Source organism: Lelliottia sp. 7254-16 (assembly GCF_002922995.1).
GTDB lineage: Bacteria > Pseudomonadota > Gammaproteobacteria > Enterobacterales > Enterobacteriaceae > Enterobacter > Enterobacter jeotgali.
The window spans coordinates 12,604-29,743 of record NZ_PQVS01000020.1; the positions used below are offsets into that span (position 1 = coordinate 12,604).

At 54.4% G+C, this 17,140-nt stretch carries 17 protein-coding genes; 8 read left to right on the plus strand and 9 right to left on the minus strand.

What is annotated here, in order from left to right; all coding sequences use genetic code 11:
• The first annotated feature begins 26 nt into the window (after positions 1-26).
• A complete protein-coding gene (locus C3708_RS20640) occupies positions 27-1,412 on the plus strand; it encodes a Xaa-Pro peptidase family protein (protein ID WP_103950104.1) in 1,386 nt (461 codons plus the stop codon).
• A gap of 77 nt (positions 1,413-1,489) precedes the next feature.
• Here the strand turns inward: C3708_RS20640 and C3708_RS20645 are convergent, their stop codons facing one another.
• Together C3708_RS20645 and C3708_RS20650 are read right to left on the minus strand one after the other, a co-directional pair.
• Positions 1,490-2,368, minus strand: a complete 879-nt coding sequence (locus C3708_RS20645; RefSeq protein ID WP_095284190.1) for a nucleoside-specific channel-forming protein Tsx — start codon at positions 2,366-2,368, stop codon at positions 1,490-1,492.
• Positions 2,369-2,635: 267 nt separating this feature from the next.
• Positions 2,636-3,175, minus strand: a complete 540-nt coding sequence (locus tag C3708_RS20650; protein WP_095280977.1) for a DUF3251 domain-containing protein — start codon at positions 3,173-3,175, stop codon at positions 2,636-2,638.
• A 153-nt stretch (positions 3,176-3,328) separates the two neighbouring features.
• Between C3708_RS20650 and nrdR the strand changes: the two genes are divergently transcribed.
• From nrdR to thiL, 5 genes are all read left to right on the plus strand, one after another.
• On the plus strand, positions 3,329-3,778 hold the full coding sequence (nrdR, locus tag C3708_RS20655) for a transcriptional regulator NrdR (RefSeq protein WP_064325018.1): 450 nt from the start codon (positions 3,329-3,331) through the stop codon (positions 3,776-3,778).
• 4 nt (positions 3,779-3,782) lie between these two features.
• Positions 3,783-4,886: a bifunctional diaminohydroxyphosphoribosylaminopyrimidine deaminase/5-amino-6-(5-phosphoribosylamino)uracil reductase RibD gene (gene ribD / locus C3708_RS20660; protein WP_103950105.1), complete on the plus strand. Its 1,104-nt coding sequence runs from the start codon at positions 3,783-3,785 to the stop codon at positions 4,884-4,886.
• A gap of 87 nt (positions 4,887-4,973) precedes the next feature.
• Complete coding sequence (gene ribE / locus C3708_RS20665; RefSeq protein ID WP_095280979.1) at positions 4,974-5,444, plus strand: 6,7-dimethyl-8-ribityllumazine synthase; 471 nt, start codon at positions 4,974-4,976, stop codon at positions 5,442-5,444.
• Between the two features lie 21 nt (positions 5,445-5,465).
• Positions 5,466-5,885, plus strand: a complete 420-nt coding sequence (nusB, locus tag C3708_RS20670; RefSeq protein ID WP_095280980.1) for a transcription antitermination factor NusB — start codon at positions 5,466-5,468, stop codon at positions 5,883-5,885.
• Between the two features lie 76 nt (positions 5,886-5,961).
• Positions 5,962-6,933 (plus strand): thiamine-phosphate kinase, encoded by a 972-nt coding sequence (gene thiL, locus C3708_RS20675; RefSeq protein ID WP_103950106.1) that lies wholly within the window; start codon positions 5,962-5,964, stop codon positions 6,931-6,933.
• A 129-nt stretch (positions 6,934-7,062) separates the two neighbouring features.
• Here thiL and C3708_RS20680 read toward each other — a convergent pair whose 3' ends face one another.
• The 4 genes from C3708_RS20680 to xseB form a co-directional block, all read right to left on the minus strand.
• Positions 7,063-8,037, minus strand: a complete 975-nt coding sequence (locus C3708_RS20680) for an aldo/keto reductase (RefSeq protein ID WP_103950107.1) — start codon at positions 8,035-8,037, stop codon at positions 7,063-7,065.
• A 68-nt stretch (positions 8,038-8,105) separates the two neighbouring features.
• Positions 8,106-9,968: a 1-deoxy-D-xylulose-5-phosphate synthase gene (gene dxs / locus C3708_RS20685; RefSeq protein WP_103950108.1), complete on the minus strand. Its 1,863-nt coding sequence runs from the start codon at positions 9,966-9,968 to the stop codon at positions 8,106-8,108.
• A gap of 24 nt (positions 9,969-9,992) precedes the next feature.
• Positions 9,993-10,892, minus strand: a complete 900-nt coding sequence (ispA, locus tag C3708_RS20690; RefSeq protein ID WP_103946810.1) for a (2E,6E)-farnesyl diphosphate synthase — start codon at positions 10,890-10,892, stop codon at positions 9,993-9,995.
• Complete coding sequence (gene xseB, locus C3708_RS20695) at positions 10,893-11,135, minus strand: exodeoxyribonuclease VII small subunit (protein ID WP_100777420.1); 243 nt, start codon at positions 11,133-11,135, stop codon at positions 10,893-10,895. It abuts the gene before it with no gap.
• A 192-nt stretch (positions 11,136-11,327) separates the two neighbouring features.
• Between xseB and thiI the strand changes: the two genes are divergently transcribed.
• Together thiI and C3708_RS20705 are read left to right on the plus strand one after the other, a co-directional pair.
• Positions 11,328-12,776 carry a tRNA uracil 4-sulfurtransferase ThiI gene (gene thiI, locus C3708_RS20700; RefSeq protein WP_095280986.1) on the plus strand — a complete coding sequence of 483 codons (1,449 nt, stop codon included), beginning with the start codon at positions 11,328-11,330 and terminating at the stop codon, positions 12,774-12,776.
• Positions 12,777-12,920: 144 nt separating this feature from the next.
• Positions 12,921-13,646: a GntR family transcriptional regulator gene (locus C3708_RS20705; protein WP_095280987.1), complete on the plus strand. Its 726-nt coding sequence runs from the start codon at positions 12,921-12,923 to the stop codon at positions 13,644-13,646.
• Positions 13,647-13,673: 27 nt separating this feature from the next.
• Here the strand turns inward: C3708_RS20705 and C3708_RS20710 are convergent, their stop codons facing one another.
• Genes C3708_RS20710 through C3708_RS20720 form a run of 3 tightly spaced genes read right to left on the minus strand, consistent with a single transcriptional unit; the run spans position 13,674 to position 16,997 of the window.
• Complete coding sequence (locus C3708_RS20710) at positions 13,674-14,396, minus strand: glucosamine-6-phosphate deaminase (RefSeq protein ID WP_103950109.1); 723 nt, start codon at positions 14,394-14,396, stop codon at positions 13,674-13,676.
• A 9-nt stretch (positions 14,397-14,405) separates the two neighbouring features.
• Entirely contained in the window at positions 14,406-15,716 is a 1,311-nt protein-coding gene (locus C3708_RS20715) for a 6-phospho-beta-glucosidase (protein WP_103950110.1), read from the minus strand.
• Positions 15,717-15,728: 12 nt separating this feature from the next.
• Entirely contained in the window at positions 15,729-16,997 is a 1,269-nt protein-coding gene (locus C3708_RS20720) for a PTS sugar transporter subunit IIC (protein ID WP_103950111.1), read from the minus strand.
• Positions 16,998-17,140: the final 143 nt, after the last annotated feature.

The window sequence follows — 17,140 nt, forward strand, 5'->3', positions numbered from 1 at the left end:
TTGTAGACGTCAAACGACATGGAGTATTGCCGATGGTCACCCTCTCTTCTGTTCCCCAGCCTGCCGTCTGGCACGGCGTTCCTTCTGTAATTCTGAGTGACGAAACCCTGCTTCAACGTAAAGCAAAAGTGCTGAGCAATATGCGCCAGCTTGGGCTTGATACGCTGATTGTCTACGCTGACAAAGAGCACGGCGGCAACTTTGAGTATCTCACGGGTTTTATCCCCCGCTTTGAAGAAGCGCTGCTGGTGCTGCATTCGACGGGCGAAGCTGTTCTGGTGCTGGGGAATGAAAACCTGAAGCTCGCGACCCACGCGCGACTCGATAATCGGGTTGTCCACGCGCCGTGGTTCTCACTGCCTAATCAGCCGATGAACAATCAAAAATCGCTGCCGGAACTGCTGACAGAAGCGGGCGTGACGGCGGGTAAAACGCTAGGGCTGGCGGGCTGGAAGCTGTTTACGGGCGTGGGCGATGATGTGAACCAGATGTTTGATTTACCGGCCTTTATCGTCGATGCGATTCGCCAGGCGGGTGAGGGAACGCTGCAACTGCGTAATGCTACCGGCATTTTTATCGACCCTGACGGCGGAGCCCGCACAACCAACTCTGCCAATGAAATCGCGCACTACGAATATGGCGCGAACCTGGCTTCCACGGCGATCCTCACGGCGCTAAACGCCATCGCACCCGGTAAAACCGAAAAAGAGATCGCTTCTCTGCTGGCGGCAGAAGGTCAGCCGAACACTGTGGTGACGATCGCGGCGACGGGCGATCGCTTCGCCCACGCCAATCTCTACCCCAGCGACAAGGTCATTCAACGCGGGGACAAATTCTCGCTCACCACCAGCTACAAAGGCGGTTTAAGCAGCCGGGCGGCTTACGTCGTGGCGGATGCATCGGAGCTTGCGCCCGCGGTAGCGGACTATCTCGACGTGGTGGCAAAACCCTATTTTAGTGCGGTGGTCGCCTGGCTTGAACATCTGCATATCGGGATGCGCGGGGGGGAGATGTATGACCTGATCGAACGGTTTTTGCCAAAAGCGGAATATCACTGGCACCTGAATCCAGGGCATCTGGTGGCGGATGAAGAGTGGCTTTGCTCGCCGATTGGCCCGAAATCAGACGCTCTCTTGCGAAGCGGGATGATGCTGCAGATCGATATTATTCCTTCCCGAGCGGGGTATGCCGGGGCAAGCATTGAGGATACGGTGGCGCTGGCGGATGAGCCGCTGCGTCAGAAGCTTGCGAGTGAGTATCCTTCGCTTTGGGAGCGGGTGGTGGCGCGCCGTAAGTACATTGGGGAGCATATCGGCATCAGGCTGCCGGAAGAGGTGCTGCCGATGTCTAACACCGTGGGCTATTTGCGTCCGTGGCTGCTGGATCAGGGACGGGCATTGACCTGCAAATAGCAAAAAGCCAGCAGTTAGCTGGCTTTTGCTGCCGGATGACGCTTTGCTTATCCGGCCTACGGTTCGTGCGGTTGTAATTAGAAGTTGTAACCTACAACCAGGTAACCACCCCAACCGGTAGAGCGGACGTTCTCTTTCATCCATGCCAGGTCGGCATCGTCGTTCCACTGACCACCGTTATGCCAGTAACGGGCAACCACAGAGTAATGCCAGTGATCGTAGTTCAGTGCCAGAATGTGGCTGGAGGCAATGGAATCATTGGTACGTTGTTTAATACCATTCTCAGCATACTGGCTCTTATCGCCCAACTCTGAACCCCAGTCGAAGTTCGTAAAGCCGATATAGCTCAGGTTACCGCCCCACAGCTGGGTGATCGGGACGAAGTATTTAACTTTGAAACGGTAGCCATCCCACTCGTTTTCGTTCTCGGCCAGGTAGTTCTGCCACTGGTATTTAGCATACACGTTCATGGACAGGCTCATTGGCAGACCGGTGTCGATGTCCGTGCCCAGACCCATGTACCAGGTGCTCTGACGACCAGATGCGTTGCGGCCCATGTCGTAGATGTAGTTGTTCGCGAAATACCACTCTTTGAACGGACCGAAGCTCAGGTCTGCACCGGTCAGCTTGTCGATAGAGAAGCGCGGTTCAATTTCCATGAACAGCGGAGAACCGTGGTTCCAGATACCTTTCGCATCGGTGTTACCGCCGAAGAAGACCGGTGCATCCATGTAGCCATAGAAATCAAACCAGTCTTTTTTGGCGAAAGCTTCGTATTCCAGGTAGGTATCGTTGCGGAGTTGTGGTCCGAAGCGGGTGTGATAGCTGCCCACCACGTTAACGCTCTGATGCCACCAGTCGGAAACATATTCAGGTTTTGAATTTTCAGCTGCGTTAACAGCGAAAGAGGAAGAAAGTGCCAGAACTGCACCGGCCGCTAATAATGTTTTTTTCATAATCATGCCACTGATTGAAAATCCCTTCCGGGATGTGAAAGATGCGCGAATTGCGTTTCTAAATATTTCGTGTTTCTGCGGAGCCTATTATAGGAATCCCTGCTCACAAAAATATGTGTTGTTTCACATATCTCTCATGTGCGTAATCGATTGCGTTCACGTTTGCGTACTTTAAACTGCGGGGATTGTAGCGGCAATCATTCATGTTGCCAATATTTGCGAAATGTAAGGGAGGGCGGAACGCGGTAAGCGTTCCGCTGGGAAGTGTTACTGAACGGCGGGTTGAATGTCGTGGATACGAATGAAACCTAACTGTTCCGGCGTTGTGCCGTTCAACTGTAGCGGGATATCGACATCGCTGGGTGCCAGTACGCTGGCCGGAGCTGTCACCAGCTGATTTTGCACGTTCACTTCCTGGTAGCTCTCGGTCGTGCCCTGCAATTGGCCCCACTCGACAGTGCCGCTAAACGCCGGTAGTGGATCGTTGGACTGGCCCTGAATACGCAGAGTCGCACGCGTACCGTCGGCGTTTGGCGCGACGTTGACCAGCGACATCCGCAGCGTGCCGATTTGGCTTTTCAGCAGTGCAGGCGTGTTTGCGCCCGGCAGGAGGTAAACGCCGCTGCTGGATTTGGCATTCAGTGCATTTTGCTGGGTGATCTTAACCGTTTCCTGATTCAGCTTGGTCATTGCCGTATTGAGCGTGTTGACGCTCTGTTTCATCTGGCGAACTTCGCTTTGCTGGGCGCAGGCACTGAGGGTGAAGAGGCTTCCCACCACGAGAATTCTTAGGTAACGTCTTGTCATTGCGTTTAATTCCTTGAAATAACGGATTGTCCTAATGGTAGTCAGTAACCTGCCGTCAGGTATAGATCCTTTGTCTCAAAAACGCTCTTCCTTTGTTGTCGGCCCAGTTCAGGGTAAAATAGAGTTCAGTTAACCAGATAGCCAGGACACCGTATGCATTGCCCATTCTGTTCCGCTGTGGATACCAAAGTAATCGACTCTCGTCTTGTAGGTGAAGGCTCCTCGGTCCGCCGTCGTCGGCAGTGTCTGGTGTGCAACGAACGTTTCACCACCTTCGAAGTGGCTGAGCTGGTCATGCCGCGTGTGGTGAAAAGCAACGATGTACGCGAGCCGTTCAACGAAGAGAAACTGCGCAGAGGGATGCTAAAAGCACTGGAAAAACGGCCAGTCAGCGCAGATGACGTCGAAATGGCGCTGAACCACATCAAATCGCATCTGCGCGGCACTGGCGAACGTGAAGTGCCGAGCAAGATGATCGGCAACCTGGTGATGGAGCAGCTTAAAAAGCTCGATAAAGTGGCCTACATCCGCTTCGCGTCTGTCTATCGCAGCTTCGAAGACATCAAAGAATTCGGCGAAGAGATCGCCCGCCTACAGGATTAAGCGCATGCAAGATGAGATTTACATGGCGCGAGCGATGAAGCTGGCGCAGCGCGGTCGATTCACCACCCATCCTAACCCCAATGTCGGCTGCGTGATTGTTAAAGACGGCGAGATTGTCGGCGAAGGTTTTCATTATCGCGCCGGTGAGCCGCACGCCGAAGTCCATGCCTTGCGCATGGCGGGCGAGAAAGCGCGTGGTGCAACGGCCTATGTAACGCTGGAGCCATGCAGCCATCACGGGCGCACGCCGCCGTGCTGCGAAGCACTCATTGCAGCGGGTATTGCGCGCGTCGTCACGTCCATGCAGGACCCGAATCCGCAGGTAGCAGGGCGCGGATTATATCGCCTGCAACAAGAGGGCATCGATGTCAGCCACGGGCTGATGATGAACGATGCCGAGGCATTGAATAAAGGTTTTCTCAAGCGGATGCGTACCGGCTTTCCGTACATTCAGCTAAAACTCGGCGCATCCGTTGACGGGCGTACGGCGATGGCCAGCGGTGAAAGCCAGTGGATTACTTCTACTCAGGCAAGGCGCGATGTGCAACGTCTGCGCGCGCAAAGCCATGCTATTCTCACCAGCAGTGAAACGGTGCTGGCGGACGATCCGGCGATGACCGTGCGCTGGGACGAGCTCGACGCCGATACCCAGGCGCTCTATCCGCAGGAGAATCTGCGCCAGCCGCTGCGCATTGTGCTGGATCGTCAGAATCGTGTGACGCCCGCGCACCGCATCGTGCAGCAGCCTGGAGAAACCTGGATTGCGCGCACGCAGGAAGACAGCCGCGAATGGCCGGACGCGGTACGCCATTTTATGGTGCCAGAACATAACGGCCACATCGATTTAGTGGTGATGATAATGCTGCTCGGCAAACAGCAGGTGAATAGCATCTGGGTCGAAGCGGGTCCGACGCTTGCCGGTGCGCTGTTGCAGGCAGGGCTGGTGGATGAACTGATTGTGTACGTTGCGCCTAAACTGTTAGGTAGTGATGCGCGCGGCCTGTTTGTGCTGCCCGGCCTTGAAAAACTGGCCGATGCACCTCAACTCAAATTTAGTGAAATTCGGCAGGTTGGCCCGGACGTGTGCCTGCATTTAACCCCTGCGTGAGGCTTTCTGAAATAGAGAAGCAGTGCGTGAAGTATTATGATAAAATCCGCCCCCCTGCGGGGCCAAATGAACCCGTAAAGGAAGAGTATGAACATTATTGAAGCTGCTGTTGCTACCCCGGACGCTCGCGTCGCCATCACTATTGCGCGTTTCAACAACTTCATTAACGACAGCCTGCTGGATGGTGCGATTGACGCCCTGAAACGTATTGGCCAGGTCAAAGATGACAATATTACCGTTGTTTGGGTTCCAGGTGCCTACGAACTGCCGTTGGCAGCGGGTGCTTTGGCGAAAACCGGTAAATATGACGCGGTGATTGCGCTGGGTACGGTAATTCGTGGCGGCACTGCTCACTTCGAATACGTTGCGGGTGGTGCAAGCAATGGTCTGGCGCACGTGGCACAGGATTCTGAAATCCCTGTCGCATTCGGCGTGCTGACTACCGAAAGTATTGAACAAGCCATCGAACGCGCTGGCACCAAAGCCGGTAACAAAGGTGCAGAAGCTGCACTGACCGCGCTGGAAATGATCAACGTATTGAAAGCCATTAAGGCCTGATTTTTTTGTAAGGGGAATTCCGTGAAACCTGCTGCTCGTCGCCGCGCCCGTGAGTGTGCCGTCCAGGCGCTTTACTCCTGGCAGTTGTCCCAGAACGACATCTCTGATGTTGAATACCAGTTCCTGGCGGAACAAGACGTCAAAGACGTTGACGTCCTGTACTTCCGTGAACTGCTGTCGGGAGTGGCGACTAATAGCGCGTATCTCGACGGTCTGATGAAGCCGTACCTGTCCCGTCTGCTCGAAGAGTTGGGTCAGGTTGAGAAAGCAGTGCTGCGCATCGCGCTGTTTGAGCTGTCTAAACGTCAGGATGTGCCATATAAAGTGGCCATCAACGAAGCTATCGAACTGGCGAAAACCTTCGGTGCTGAAGACAGCCACAAATTTGTGAATGGCGTGCTGGATAAAGCCGCACCTGCGATCCGTCCCCACAAAAAGTGATCCGCAAACCGGAGTTTCGCACCGCCGCCTGGCTGTGCGGCTCCGGTTTTTTATTTTATTTGCTGAGGCATAACGTATGGCATGCGGCGAATTCTCCCTGATTGCCCGTTATTTTGACCGTGTTCGTACCTCCCGTCTTGATGTTGAAACGGGCATTGGCGACGACTGCGCACTTCTTAATATTCCCGAAAAACAGACCCTGGCGATCAGTACCGACACCTTAGTGTGCGGGCGTCACTTCCTCGCGGATATCGATCCTGCCGATCTGGCGTACAAAGCGCTGGCGGTCAACGTGAGCGATCTGGCGGCGATGGGTGCCGATCCGGCATGGCTGACGCTGGCCCTGACGTTGCCGAACGTCGATGAAACCTGGCTTGAAGCCTTCAGCGACGCGCTGTTTGAACAACTCAACTATTACGATATGCAGCTGATTGGCGGTGATACTACGGCTGGTCCGCTGTCGATGACGCTGGCGATCCACGGTTATGTGCCGATAGGTCGCGCGTTGAAACGCTCGGGCGCGAAGCCGGGCGACTGGATTTATGTCACCGGTACGCCGGGCGACAGCGCCGCGGGGCTGGCGATTTTGCAGGACCGCCTTACTGTTAACGACGCAGACGATGCGGCGTATCTGGTGAAGCGCCATTTGCGCCCGACGCCGCGGATTTTGCACGGTCAGGCGCTGCGTGAACGCGCCAGTTCGGCGATCGATTTGTCCGATGGTTTGATTTCCGATCTCGGCCATATTCTGAAAGCCAGCGGCGTGGGTGCGCGTGTCGATCTTGATGCTTTCCCGCTCTCGGAGCAAATCCGTAAACACGTCGAACCTGAGCAGGCGCTGCGATGGGCGCTATCAGGCGGCGAAGATTACGAGCTGTGCTTTACGGTTCCAGAGCTAAATCGCGGTACGCTGGATGTGGCGCTGGGGAACCTTGGTGCGCCGTTCACCTGTATCGGGCAGATTTTGCCGGAAAGTGAAGGGATGCAGTTTGTGCAAAACGGCACGCCAGTTGCGCTCGACTGGAAAGGCTACGATCACTTCGCGTGAGTTTGTGCGGCCTGTTGCCCGGTGGCGCAAGGTAAAAGTAAAACGGCAACATCGTTGCCGTTTTTAATGTTTTCTCCCTCTCCCAGTGGGAGAGGGCCGGGGTGAGGGCATCAGGCCGCACAATAGAAACTACTTGAACCCCACCACCGGATGCTGCTGATACGGAGTCTCCAGCTCGGCGATCTGATCCGGCGTAAGCGTCAAATCTACCGCATTCAACAGCTCGTCCAGTTGCTCCTCGCGCGATGTACCGATAATCGGTGCCGCAACCCCGCGTTTGCTCAGTAACCACGCCAGCGCCACCTGCGCGCGCGTAGCGCCCGTCTCCTCGGCGATACCCGCCAGACGTTCGGCGATCAGCGCATCACTGGCTTCGGTGTCGTTATACAGATTCTTCCCGACTTCATCGGAAACGGAACGTGCGGTGGTTTCACCCCACGGACGGGTCAAACGCCCGCGTGCCAGTGGGCTCCAGGGGATCACCGCCACGCCCTCCTGATAGCAAAGCGGCAGCATCTCGCGCTCTTCTTCGCGATAAATAAGATTGTAATGATCCTGCATGGTCACAAAGCGCGCCCAGCCGTGCTGCGCCTGCAAATCCAGCGCCTGGGCAAACTGCGAGGCGTGCATTGACGACGCGCCGATGTAACGCGCTTTACCCGCTTTCACCACGTCGTTCAGGGCTTCGAGCGTCTCTTCAATCGGCGTGTTGTAATCCCAGCGATGGATTTGCAGCAGATCGACATACTCCATGTTCAGGCGTCGCAGGCTGTCATCAATGGATCGCAGGATTTGCGCGCGGGAAAGCCCTTCAGCCAAATCGCCGGATGGATAATAAACTTTGGTGGCCACAACTACCTCGTCGCGACGGGTAAAATCACGCAGCGCGCGGCCGACAATCTCTTCGCTGCTGCCGTCGGAATAGCTGTTCGCGGTATCGAAGAAATTAATGCCGCCGTCAATGGCGTGTTTGATAATGAGACGGCTGCTCTCTTCCGGGAGCGTCCAGGCGTGGTTTCCCCGTGCGGGTTCACCAAAGGTCATACAGCCCAGACAAAGACGGGAAACCTTAAGATCTGTTTTTCCTAATGCATTGTATTGCATGCTTCCACTCCTGCTGATTGCTTAAAACACATCCTTTAAGCATAGCAGGAGGGAAAAGAGGAGGGATATTACGCCAGCCAGCTGAGGATTTTGGCTTCGATACCGGCGGCATCCAGGCCAATCGCCGCGCGGGCTTCGTCCTGAGTGCCTTGTGGAATAAAGTGGTCTGGCAGACCGAGATTCAGCACCGGAACCACCTTGCGATGGGCCATCAGCACTTCGTTCACGCCGCTGCCCGCGCCGCCCATAATGGCATTCTCTTCCAGCGTTACCAGCGAATCATGACTCGCTGCCATCTCCAGAATTAATGTTTCATCCAGTGGTTTCACAAAACGCATGTCCACCAGCGTCGCATTGAGGGATTCCGCGACTTTAGCCGCTTCTGGCATCAGTGTGCCGAAGTTGAGGATCGCCAGTTTTTCACCGCGACGCTTCACCAGGCCTTTGCCGATCGGCAGTTTCGCCAGCGGTTCCAGCTCAACGCCGACCGCATTGCCACGCGGATAGCGCACCGCGCTCGGACCATCCTGGTAGTGATAGCCGGTAAACAGCATTTGGCGGCACTCGTTCTCGTCGCTCGGCGTCATCACCACCATGTCCGGGATGCAGCGCAGGAAGGAGAGGTCAAATGCGCCCTGGTGCGTTTGTCCGTCTGCGCCGACGATGCCAGCGCGGTCGATAGCAAAGAGCACCGGCAGCTTCTGGATCGCGACGTCGTGAATCACCTGATCGTAGGCGCGCTGCAGGAAGGTGGAGTAGATCGCCACAATCGGCTTATAACCACCAATCGCCAGACCGGCGGCGAAAGTGACTGCGTGTTGTTCAGCAATAGCCACGTCAAAATACTGATCAGGGTATTTTTTGGAGAACTCAACCATGCCGGAGCCTTCGCGCATGGCGGGAGTCACGGCCATCAGCTTATTGTCTTTGGCCGCTGTTTCGCACAGCCAGTCGCCGAAGATTTTCGAATAGCTCGGCATCCCGCCGCTGCTTTTTGGCAGACAGCCGCTGGTCGGGTCGAATTTCGGAACGGCGTGGAAGGTAATCGGATCTTTTTCCGCTGGCTCGTAGCCGCGCCCTTTCTTGGTCATGATGTGCAGGAACTGCGGGCCTTTCAGGTCGCGCATGTTTTTGAGCGTGGTGACCAGGCCCAGCACGTCGTGTCCATCGACCGGACCGATATAGTTAAAGCCCAGCTCTTCAAACAGGGTGCCGGGCACCACCATGCCTTTGATATGTTCTTCGGTGCGTTTCAGCAGCTCTTTGATTGGCGGAACGCCGGAGAAGACTTTTTTGCCGCCTTCGCGCAGGCTGGAATAGAGCTTGCCGGAGAGCAGTTGCGCCAGGTGGTTATTGAGCGCGCCGACGTTTTCCGAGATCGACATTTCGTTGTCGTTGAGGATAACCAGCATATCGGGCTTGATATCGCCCGCGTGGTTCATCGCCTCAAACGCCATACCCGCCGTGATCGCGCCATCGCCAATCACGCAGACGGTGCGACGCTGTTTGTTCTCTTTTTCTGCCGCGACGGCAATGCCGATACCCGCAGAGATCGACGTTGAAGAGTGGCCAACGCTTAATACGTCGAACTCGCTCTCACCGCGCCACGGGAACGGGTGCAGACCGCCTTTCTGACGAATTGTGCCAATCTTATCGCGACGACCGGTGAGAATTTTGTGTGGATAAGCCTGATGGCCGACATCCCAGATCAACTGGTCAAACGGCGTGTTATAGACGTAGTGCAGCGCAACGGTCAGCTCCACCGTGCCAAGCCCGGAGGCGAAATGTCCGCTGGAACGGCTCACGCTGTCGAGGAGATAACGACGTAATTCGTCGCTCAGCTTCGGCAGGCTATCTTTCGGCAACAGACGTAACTCCTGGGTGGAGTCAACCAACGCCAGTGTCGGGTATTTGGCAATATCAAAACTCATCAAAGGCTCATCGAGATTTATAGTTTATTTATCACGCTGGATTATATAGTCCGCTAGCGCTTCCAGTGCCGAGGTATCCAGTGATTGTGCTGCCAGCTGATTCAGCGACTGGCGGGCATCATCGATCAGGTCCCGGGCTTTACGTTGGGCTTGCTCAAGTCCCAGCAGGGCGGGGTAGGTACTTTTGCCAAGTTGCTGGTCTGCGCCCTGACGTTTTCCCAATGTTGCAGTATCGCCCACCACATCCAGAATGTCATCCTGAACCTGGAAAGCCAGGCCGATACTTTCAGCGTACCTGTCCAGAACGGGCAGCGCTTTACGCCCTTGTTCACCCGCGCTCAGTGCGCCCAGGCGAACGGCTGCGCGAATCAACGCCCCGGTTTTATGGCGGTGAATGCGTTCCAGCTGTTCCAGATTAACCTGACGACCTTCCGCCTCCAGATCTAACGCCTGGCCGCCGCACATTCCGGCGATCCCGCTGGCCATCGCCAGTTCGGAGACCATCGCCAGACGATCGCGGTCGGACACTTCTGCCATCGGCGCATCGCTCAGAATCGAGAACGCCAGGGTCTGCAACGCATCACCCGCCAGAATGGCATTGGCTTCGCCGAACTTAATGTGGCAGGTTGGCTGGCCGCGACGTAAATCGTCGTCGTCCATTGCCGGTAAATCATCGTGGATCAGCGAATAGGCGTGGATGCATTCAACGGCGGCCGCTGGCGCATCGAGCGTGTTATCGCTGATGCCAAACATATTACCCGTGGCGTACACCAGGAACGGGCGCAGGCGTTTTCCACCTAAGAGTGCGCCATAGTGCATGGCTTCAACCAGTGGAGTGTTCTGAAAAGGCTGTGGTTCGATAAAACGACGCAACGCATCGTTGGCACGCTCCACGCAAACCTGAAGCTCTCTGGAGAAATCCATTTACTCAGCGTCCGGTGTAAAAGGGGTTGTGGCGGCATCTTCGCTATCGGAAAGCAGGATCTGCACGCGTTGTTCCGCCTGCTGCAATTTGACCTGCCCCTGGCGCGCAAGCTGCACGCCGCGTTCAAATTCATTGAGCGCGTCTTCCAGTGGCAAATCGCCACTTTCCAGACGGGTGACAATTTGCTCCAGTTCACTCAGCGCAGTTTCGAAGCTGGCTGGTGCGTCATTTTTCTTCGGCATAGTGAATGTTAACTCTCATGTTTTCAGCTCCGTCATGGTAACGGACTCGGGCAGATAAGCAAATAACGCGCAATGTGCACAGGAGGCACACGATGGTGGTATACTTCTGCGCCTGGATGCAGCCACCAATGTGGGCTGCTGTACTCTTTCCATCACAAGCCTTTACTGGCTTGCCTAAGAAACATTGCCGCCATGAAGTTTATCATTAAATTGTTCCCGGAAATCACCATCAAAAGCCAATCTGTGCGTTTGCGCTTTATTAAAATCCTGACCGGAAACATTCGTAACGTTTTAAAAGATTATGACGAAACGCTTGCCGTGGTTCGTCACTGGGATCACGTTGAAGTCCGCGCGAAAGACGAAAATAAGCGTCTGGATATTCGCGATGCGTTGACCCGCATTCCCGGTATTCACCATATTCTGGATGTGGAAGATGTTCCTTTCACCTCGCTGCACAATATTTTTGAACTGGCGCTGGCTCAGTACCGCGATCAGATCGAAGGCAAAACCTTCTGCGTGCGCGTGAAGCGTCGCGGCAAACATGAATTCAGCTCGATCGAAGCCGAGCGTTATGTCGGCGGCGGTCTGAACCAGCACGTTGAAACCGCGCGCGTAAAACTGACCAACCCGGAAGTGACCGTCAATCTGGAGATCGAAAACGATCGCCTGTTGCTGGTCAAAGGCCGTTACGAAGGTATCGGCGGTTATCCGATCGGCACGCAGGAAGATGTGCTGTCGCTGATCTCCGGTGGTTTTGACTCCGGTGTCTCTAGTTACATGCTGATGCGTCGCGGCTGTCGCGTGCATTACTGCTTCTTTAACCTCGGCGGCGCGGCGCATGAAATCGGCGTTCGTCAGGTGGCGCATTACCTGTGGAACCGTTTTGGCAGCTCCCACCGCGTGCGTTTTGTCGCGATCAACTTCGAGCCAGTGGTTGGCGAAATCCTCGAAAAAGTGGATGACGGCCAGATGGGCGTGGTGCTGAAACGTATGATGGTGCGCGCGGCGTCTAAAGTGGCCGAGCGCTACGGCGTGCAGGCACTGGTCACCGGCGAAGCGCTGGGTCAGGTCTCCAGCCAGACGCTGACTAACCTGCGTTTGATCGATAATGTTTCCGATACCTTGATCCTGCGTCCGCTTATCTCCCACGACAAAGAGCACATCATCGACCTGGCGCGTAAAATCGGTACCGAAGATTTTGCCCGTACGATGCCGGAATACTGCGGTGTGATTTCGAAAAGCCCAACCGTGAAAGCGGTGAAGGCGAAGATCGAAGCGGAAGAGCAGAACTTCGATTTCGAGATCCTCGACAGAGTGGTAGCGGAAGCGACCAACGTCGATATCCGTGAAATCGCGCAGCAGACCGATCAGGACGTCGTTGAAGTCGAAACGGTCACCGGTTTTGGCGCGAACGATGTGATTGTCGATATTCGCTCCAGCGATGAACAGGACGCCAGCCCGCTGAAAGTCGAGGGCGTTGAAATTGTCTCTCTGCCTTTTTATAAGCTGAGCACTAAGTTTGGCGATTTGGAGAAAGACAAAACCTATCTGTTGTGGTGTGAGCGCGGTGTAATGAGCCGTCTGCAGGCGCTTTATCTGCGCGAGCAAGGTTTCACCAATGTGAAGGTGTATCGCCCGTAGTAAAATGCCCGGTGGCGCTGCGCTTACCGGGCCTACAAAAATGCATCGTAGGCCGGGTAAGGCGTAGCCGCCACCCGGCTTTTTTATTTCTAAATTATGCACACATGGTAAAGTAACGATCCGTCAGGACGTCGTGAGGGAATCATGCATAAATACCTGGAAATAAAAGAGAAGATTAAAAAGGATATTCTCGACCAGAAATATAAAATCGGGGAAAGCATTCCATCCGAGCGTGACCTCGCAAGCGTCTATAACGTGACGCGGGTGACGGTGCAAAAAGCGATGGCGAATCTGGTTCAGGAAGGGTATATCGAGCGCATTCATGGCAAAGGCATGTTTGTGCTGAAAAACACCGACAGCAATATCTATATCCTCAACAATGAAAAGAGCGACAGCATCCTGGGTTTTTCTCGTGAATTTCAGGGACGCGTGAATGTCACCAGTCGCTTAATCACCTTTACGACTATTCACGCCGATACCGCGCTAGCACAACATCTTGAGATTAAGCCTGGCGACGATGTCTATTTTATCCGCCGCGTTCGCCTCCTCGATGGTCAGCCTGTTCTGGTCGAAGACACTAATATTCCTCTGCAAACTATTGCTGATATTCCCCAGTCCGTTCTTGAAAAGGGGTCCCTGTATGGTTATATCGAAGAGTACACCGGTAAAAAAATCAGCGACGCAGATTCCCTGATTGAAGCGGCGCTTTTCGACCGCGAATTAGCAAAACTGCTGGATATTACGCCCGGACAGGCGATGCTGAAAATTACCGAAGTTACCCGCCTCAGCGATAAAAAAGCCTTTAACTATTCGATAAGCTACAACCGCGCAGATCTGTTCCGAGTCAAAAATATGCGTATTGAAAGATGACAGGCGCAGTCGCGCCTGTCGGACCGATTAAAGCAGCGTCGCGGCGGGTTTATCCACCAGCATCTGCACCTGCGGATGGTTTTTAAGCAGCGTTGCTGGAATACTGGCGTCGATATCTGAGCGCAGCGTTCGCGCCACGATAGCGGCTTTTTTCTCCCCGCTGGCCATCACAATCACTGACTTCGCCGCCAGAATTGTTTTCATCCCCAGGGAAATCCCTTGTTTCACGTCGCGCGCCTGTCCGAAATATTTCACGGAAACGGACTGAGTGACTTCATCGAGATCGACCACGTGACACTCCGTATCAATGGCCGCGCCTGGCTCATTGAAACCGATATGCCCATTCATACCGATCCCCAGCACAATCGTATCAATTCCACCGTGTTCGCTGATGAAGCGATCCACGCGGCGGCACTCCTGCGCCGGGTCGGTGGTTAAGCCGTCAAAGAAGCAGATTTGTTCATCGCGAAGCGTCAGGCGGCTGAAGAAATGCCCCCAGACCATTTCCCGACAGCTTCCTTTGTCTGCTTTGCCCAACCCTAACCACTCGTCCAGGCCGACAAAAGTGGCATGGGAAAAATCGACTTTCCCTTCTTCGCTGGCACGTACAAGGGCATCAAACACGCCGAGCGGCGTATCGCCTCCGGCAATACAGATCAATGCATTGGGTTTACGCGTGAGGGTGTCGATCACGCGCTGGGCCACGGAGGCGCTGAGCGCCGGGTAATCTTCAACAATTTCAATGTTCATCGCAGTTCCTTAGCGTTTGTACTGAGGTAAATAAGCGTGGTTCACTTCCAGATACTCGTCGAGGATCTGCTCGGCAATGGCGGCGGAAGGCACAATAGGGTTGATGCTCAGCGCCAGCAGGGCGGTGGCGTAATCCCCGGTGACGGCGGCTTCGACGGTGAGCTCTTCGTAGGCTTTGACGCTCTGGATCAACCCGCGAATTTTCACCGGTAGCCTGCCATAGGCCAGCGGATGAGCACCGTTTTTATCAATCACGGCGTTGGTTTCCAGGGTGACGTGATCCGGCAGATCGGGCGTTGCGCCGTTGTTGACGGTGTTTACCACGTGGACTTCTTTTTTGTCGTTGAAAATAGAGCTAATGATCGAGCAGGCTGTGTCCGAATACCACGCGCCGCCGCGCTGCTCGAGCTCTTTCGGCTTGTGGTTCAGGTTCGGGTCCTGATACAGCTCAAACAGCTTTTTCTCAATCTCACGGGTTTGCTCGCCGCGCGTGCCTTTTTTCTCTGAATCGTGGATCGCCGTTTCCGTCATTTCGCGGGTCAGGAAGTAGTATTTCAGATAGGAGATCGGGTACATATGCAGCGCGCGGGCAAAGCGTGCGGTAAAGCCGATATCCGGGATGTTTTTCAGCGAGTTATTGGCGCTGCCGACGGCCAGTTTCTCGATAAAATCGTCGGTGAGATCGTCACCTTTCACGTAAATTTTATCGGCAAAAATCAGGTGGTTCAGACCGATAATGCGCGCGTAAATATCCGCTTTTTTGACGTCATAGGCTTTGGCGATATCCATCATCATGCTGTTCGCGCCGCTGCAAATCCCGATGGTTTTGATCGCCGAGTGGCGGGTGATGGCTTCGGTCACGATGCCCGCCGGATTGGTGAAGTTAATCAGCCACGCATTCGGACACCATTTTTCCATCGCTTTGCAGATATCCAGCAGCACGGGAATGGTACGCTGAGCTTTCATAAATCCACCGGGACCGGTGGTTTCCTGGCCGAGCACGCCGTATTTCAGCGGGATTTTCTCATCATTGATACGCGCATCCAGGAAGCCGACCCGCAGCTGGGTGGTGACGAAATCGGCGTCTTTCAGCGCCGCCTCACGGTCCAGCGTCAGGTGAATATTCATCGGAATGCCTGCGTCTTTCACCATGCGCTGGGCGAGTTTGCCGACAATTTCCAGTTTCTCTTTCCCTTCCTCGATATCCAGCAGGTAGAAATCAGTGACCGGCAGTTCGTCGTAGCGTTTGATAAATCCATCGATCAATTCCGGCGTATAGCTTGAGCCGCCACCAATCGTGACAATTTTGAGCTTTTTCATCGTGAATCCTTTTTACAAGATGGGATCGGGAAGTTTTTCTGCTTCACGGCGCGAATGTTCTTCCGCCGCTTCGGTTTCTAACTGTTTGCGTTCAGCGAGCTTGAAAAACGGCAGCCAGACGAGGGCTGAAATGGCAATGGTGCACACCGACCAAATTACGGCAGGGATATTGCCGCCAGTGACGAACCACGCGGCGAAAATGGGCGGCATGGTCCACGGAATTTGCAGCACCGGGCGGCCAATGATGTCGAAATACATCAGGGCATAGGTTGAAATACAGAGAATCATCGGGGTGAGGGTGAAAGGGATCATTAGCAACGGGTTGAAGACAATCGGGCAGCCAAATATCACCGGCTCGTTGATGCAAAATATCGCGGAGGGCAAAGAGAGTTTGCCGACCGATTTATACAGCTTGCTGCGCGAGCGCATCATCGCCATCACTAACCCGAGCGTTGCGCCGGTGCCGCCGAGACACATAAAGACGATATAGAACCCGTCGGCGGTGATATGAGGAATCGGCTGGTGGTGCAAATAGGCCTGCGTATTTTCAGCGATATATTTCAGGAAAATCGGCGCGGTGATCCCCGAAAGTACGTTATCCCCGTGAATCCCGCAGCACCACAGCAGCGAAATTAAAAAGATTAAGACCAGCATGCCGGGCAGCGAACCTAAGCCGGTGACCAGCGGGCTGAGAATAAGGGTAAAAAACTGATTAATATCGAAGTTAAGAATGACCCTAACGAACCAGATAAGTGTAATCGCGACAGCCGCTGGAATCAGGCTCGCGAAAGATTGCGCTACCGCAGGGGGAACGCCGTCGGGGAGTTTGATCACCACGTTATGATGGATAAACAAGCGGACAATTTGCACCGTCAGAATCGACAATATAATCGCTGAGAAAAGCCCGGCGGCACCGAGATTATCAACGTTGAGCTGGTACTTATCGTTGAGCTGCGCCAGCAGAAACACCACCATCGTGACAATGGCGCAGGTTAAGGCGTTGAGACTGTACTCTTTCGCCAGGTTATAGCTGATGCCAATAGCCGAGATGAGCCCGATTGCCCCGAAAGTCACCGCAACTGGCGCGCTTAGTTTCTCGGCGTATGGGCCCAGCCAGTCGGTCCAGCCGGGAATTGGTAAATTCGCCAGGATCAGAAACAGGCTGCCGGTGATAGTGAAAGGGAGCGTCAGGGCGATACCGTTGCGCACCGCCACCAGTATTTTGTTTTCACCGACGCGAATCAGGACAGGAATGACTCTGTTCTCAAGAAATGTAATCACATTGCTTACTCCAGAAGAGATTTCTGTTCTTCGCCATTATTCATTTCCTTATCGAGTGTGAGGCGAAGTCCTTAACTGGTATATACCAGTTTGAGTGAGTTTTTCACGGATTGGACACGATGAGAAGCCATCTTAGAAAGAAA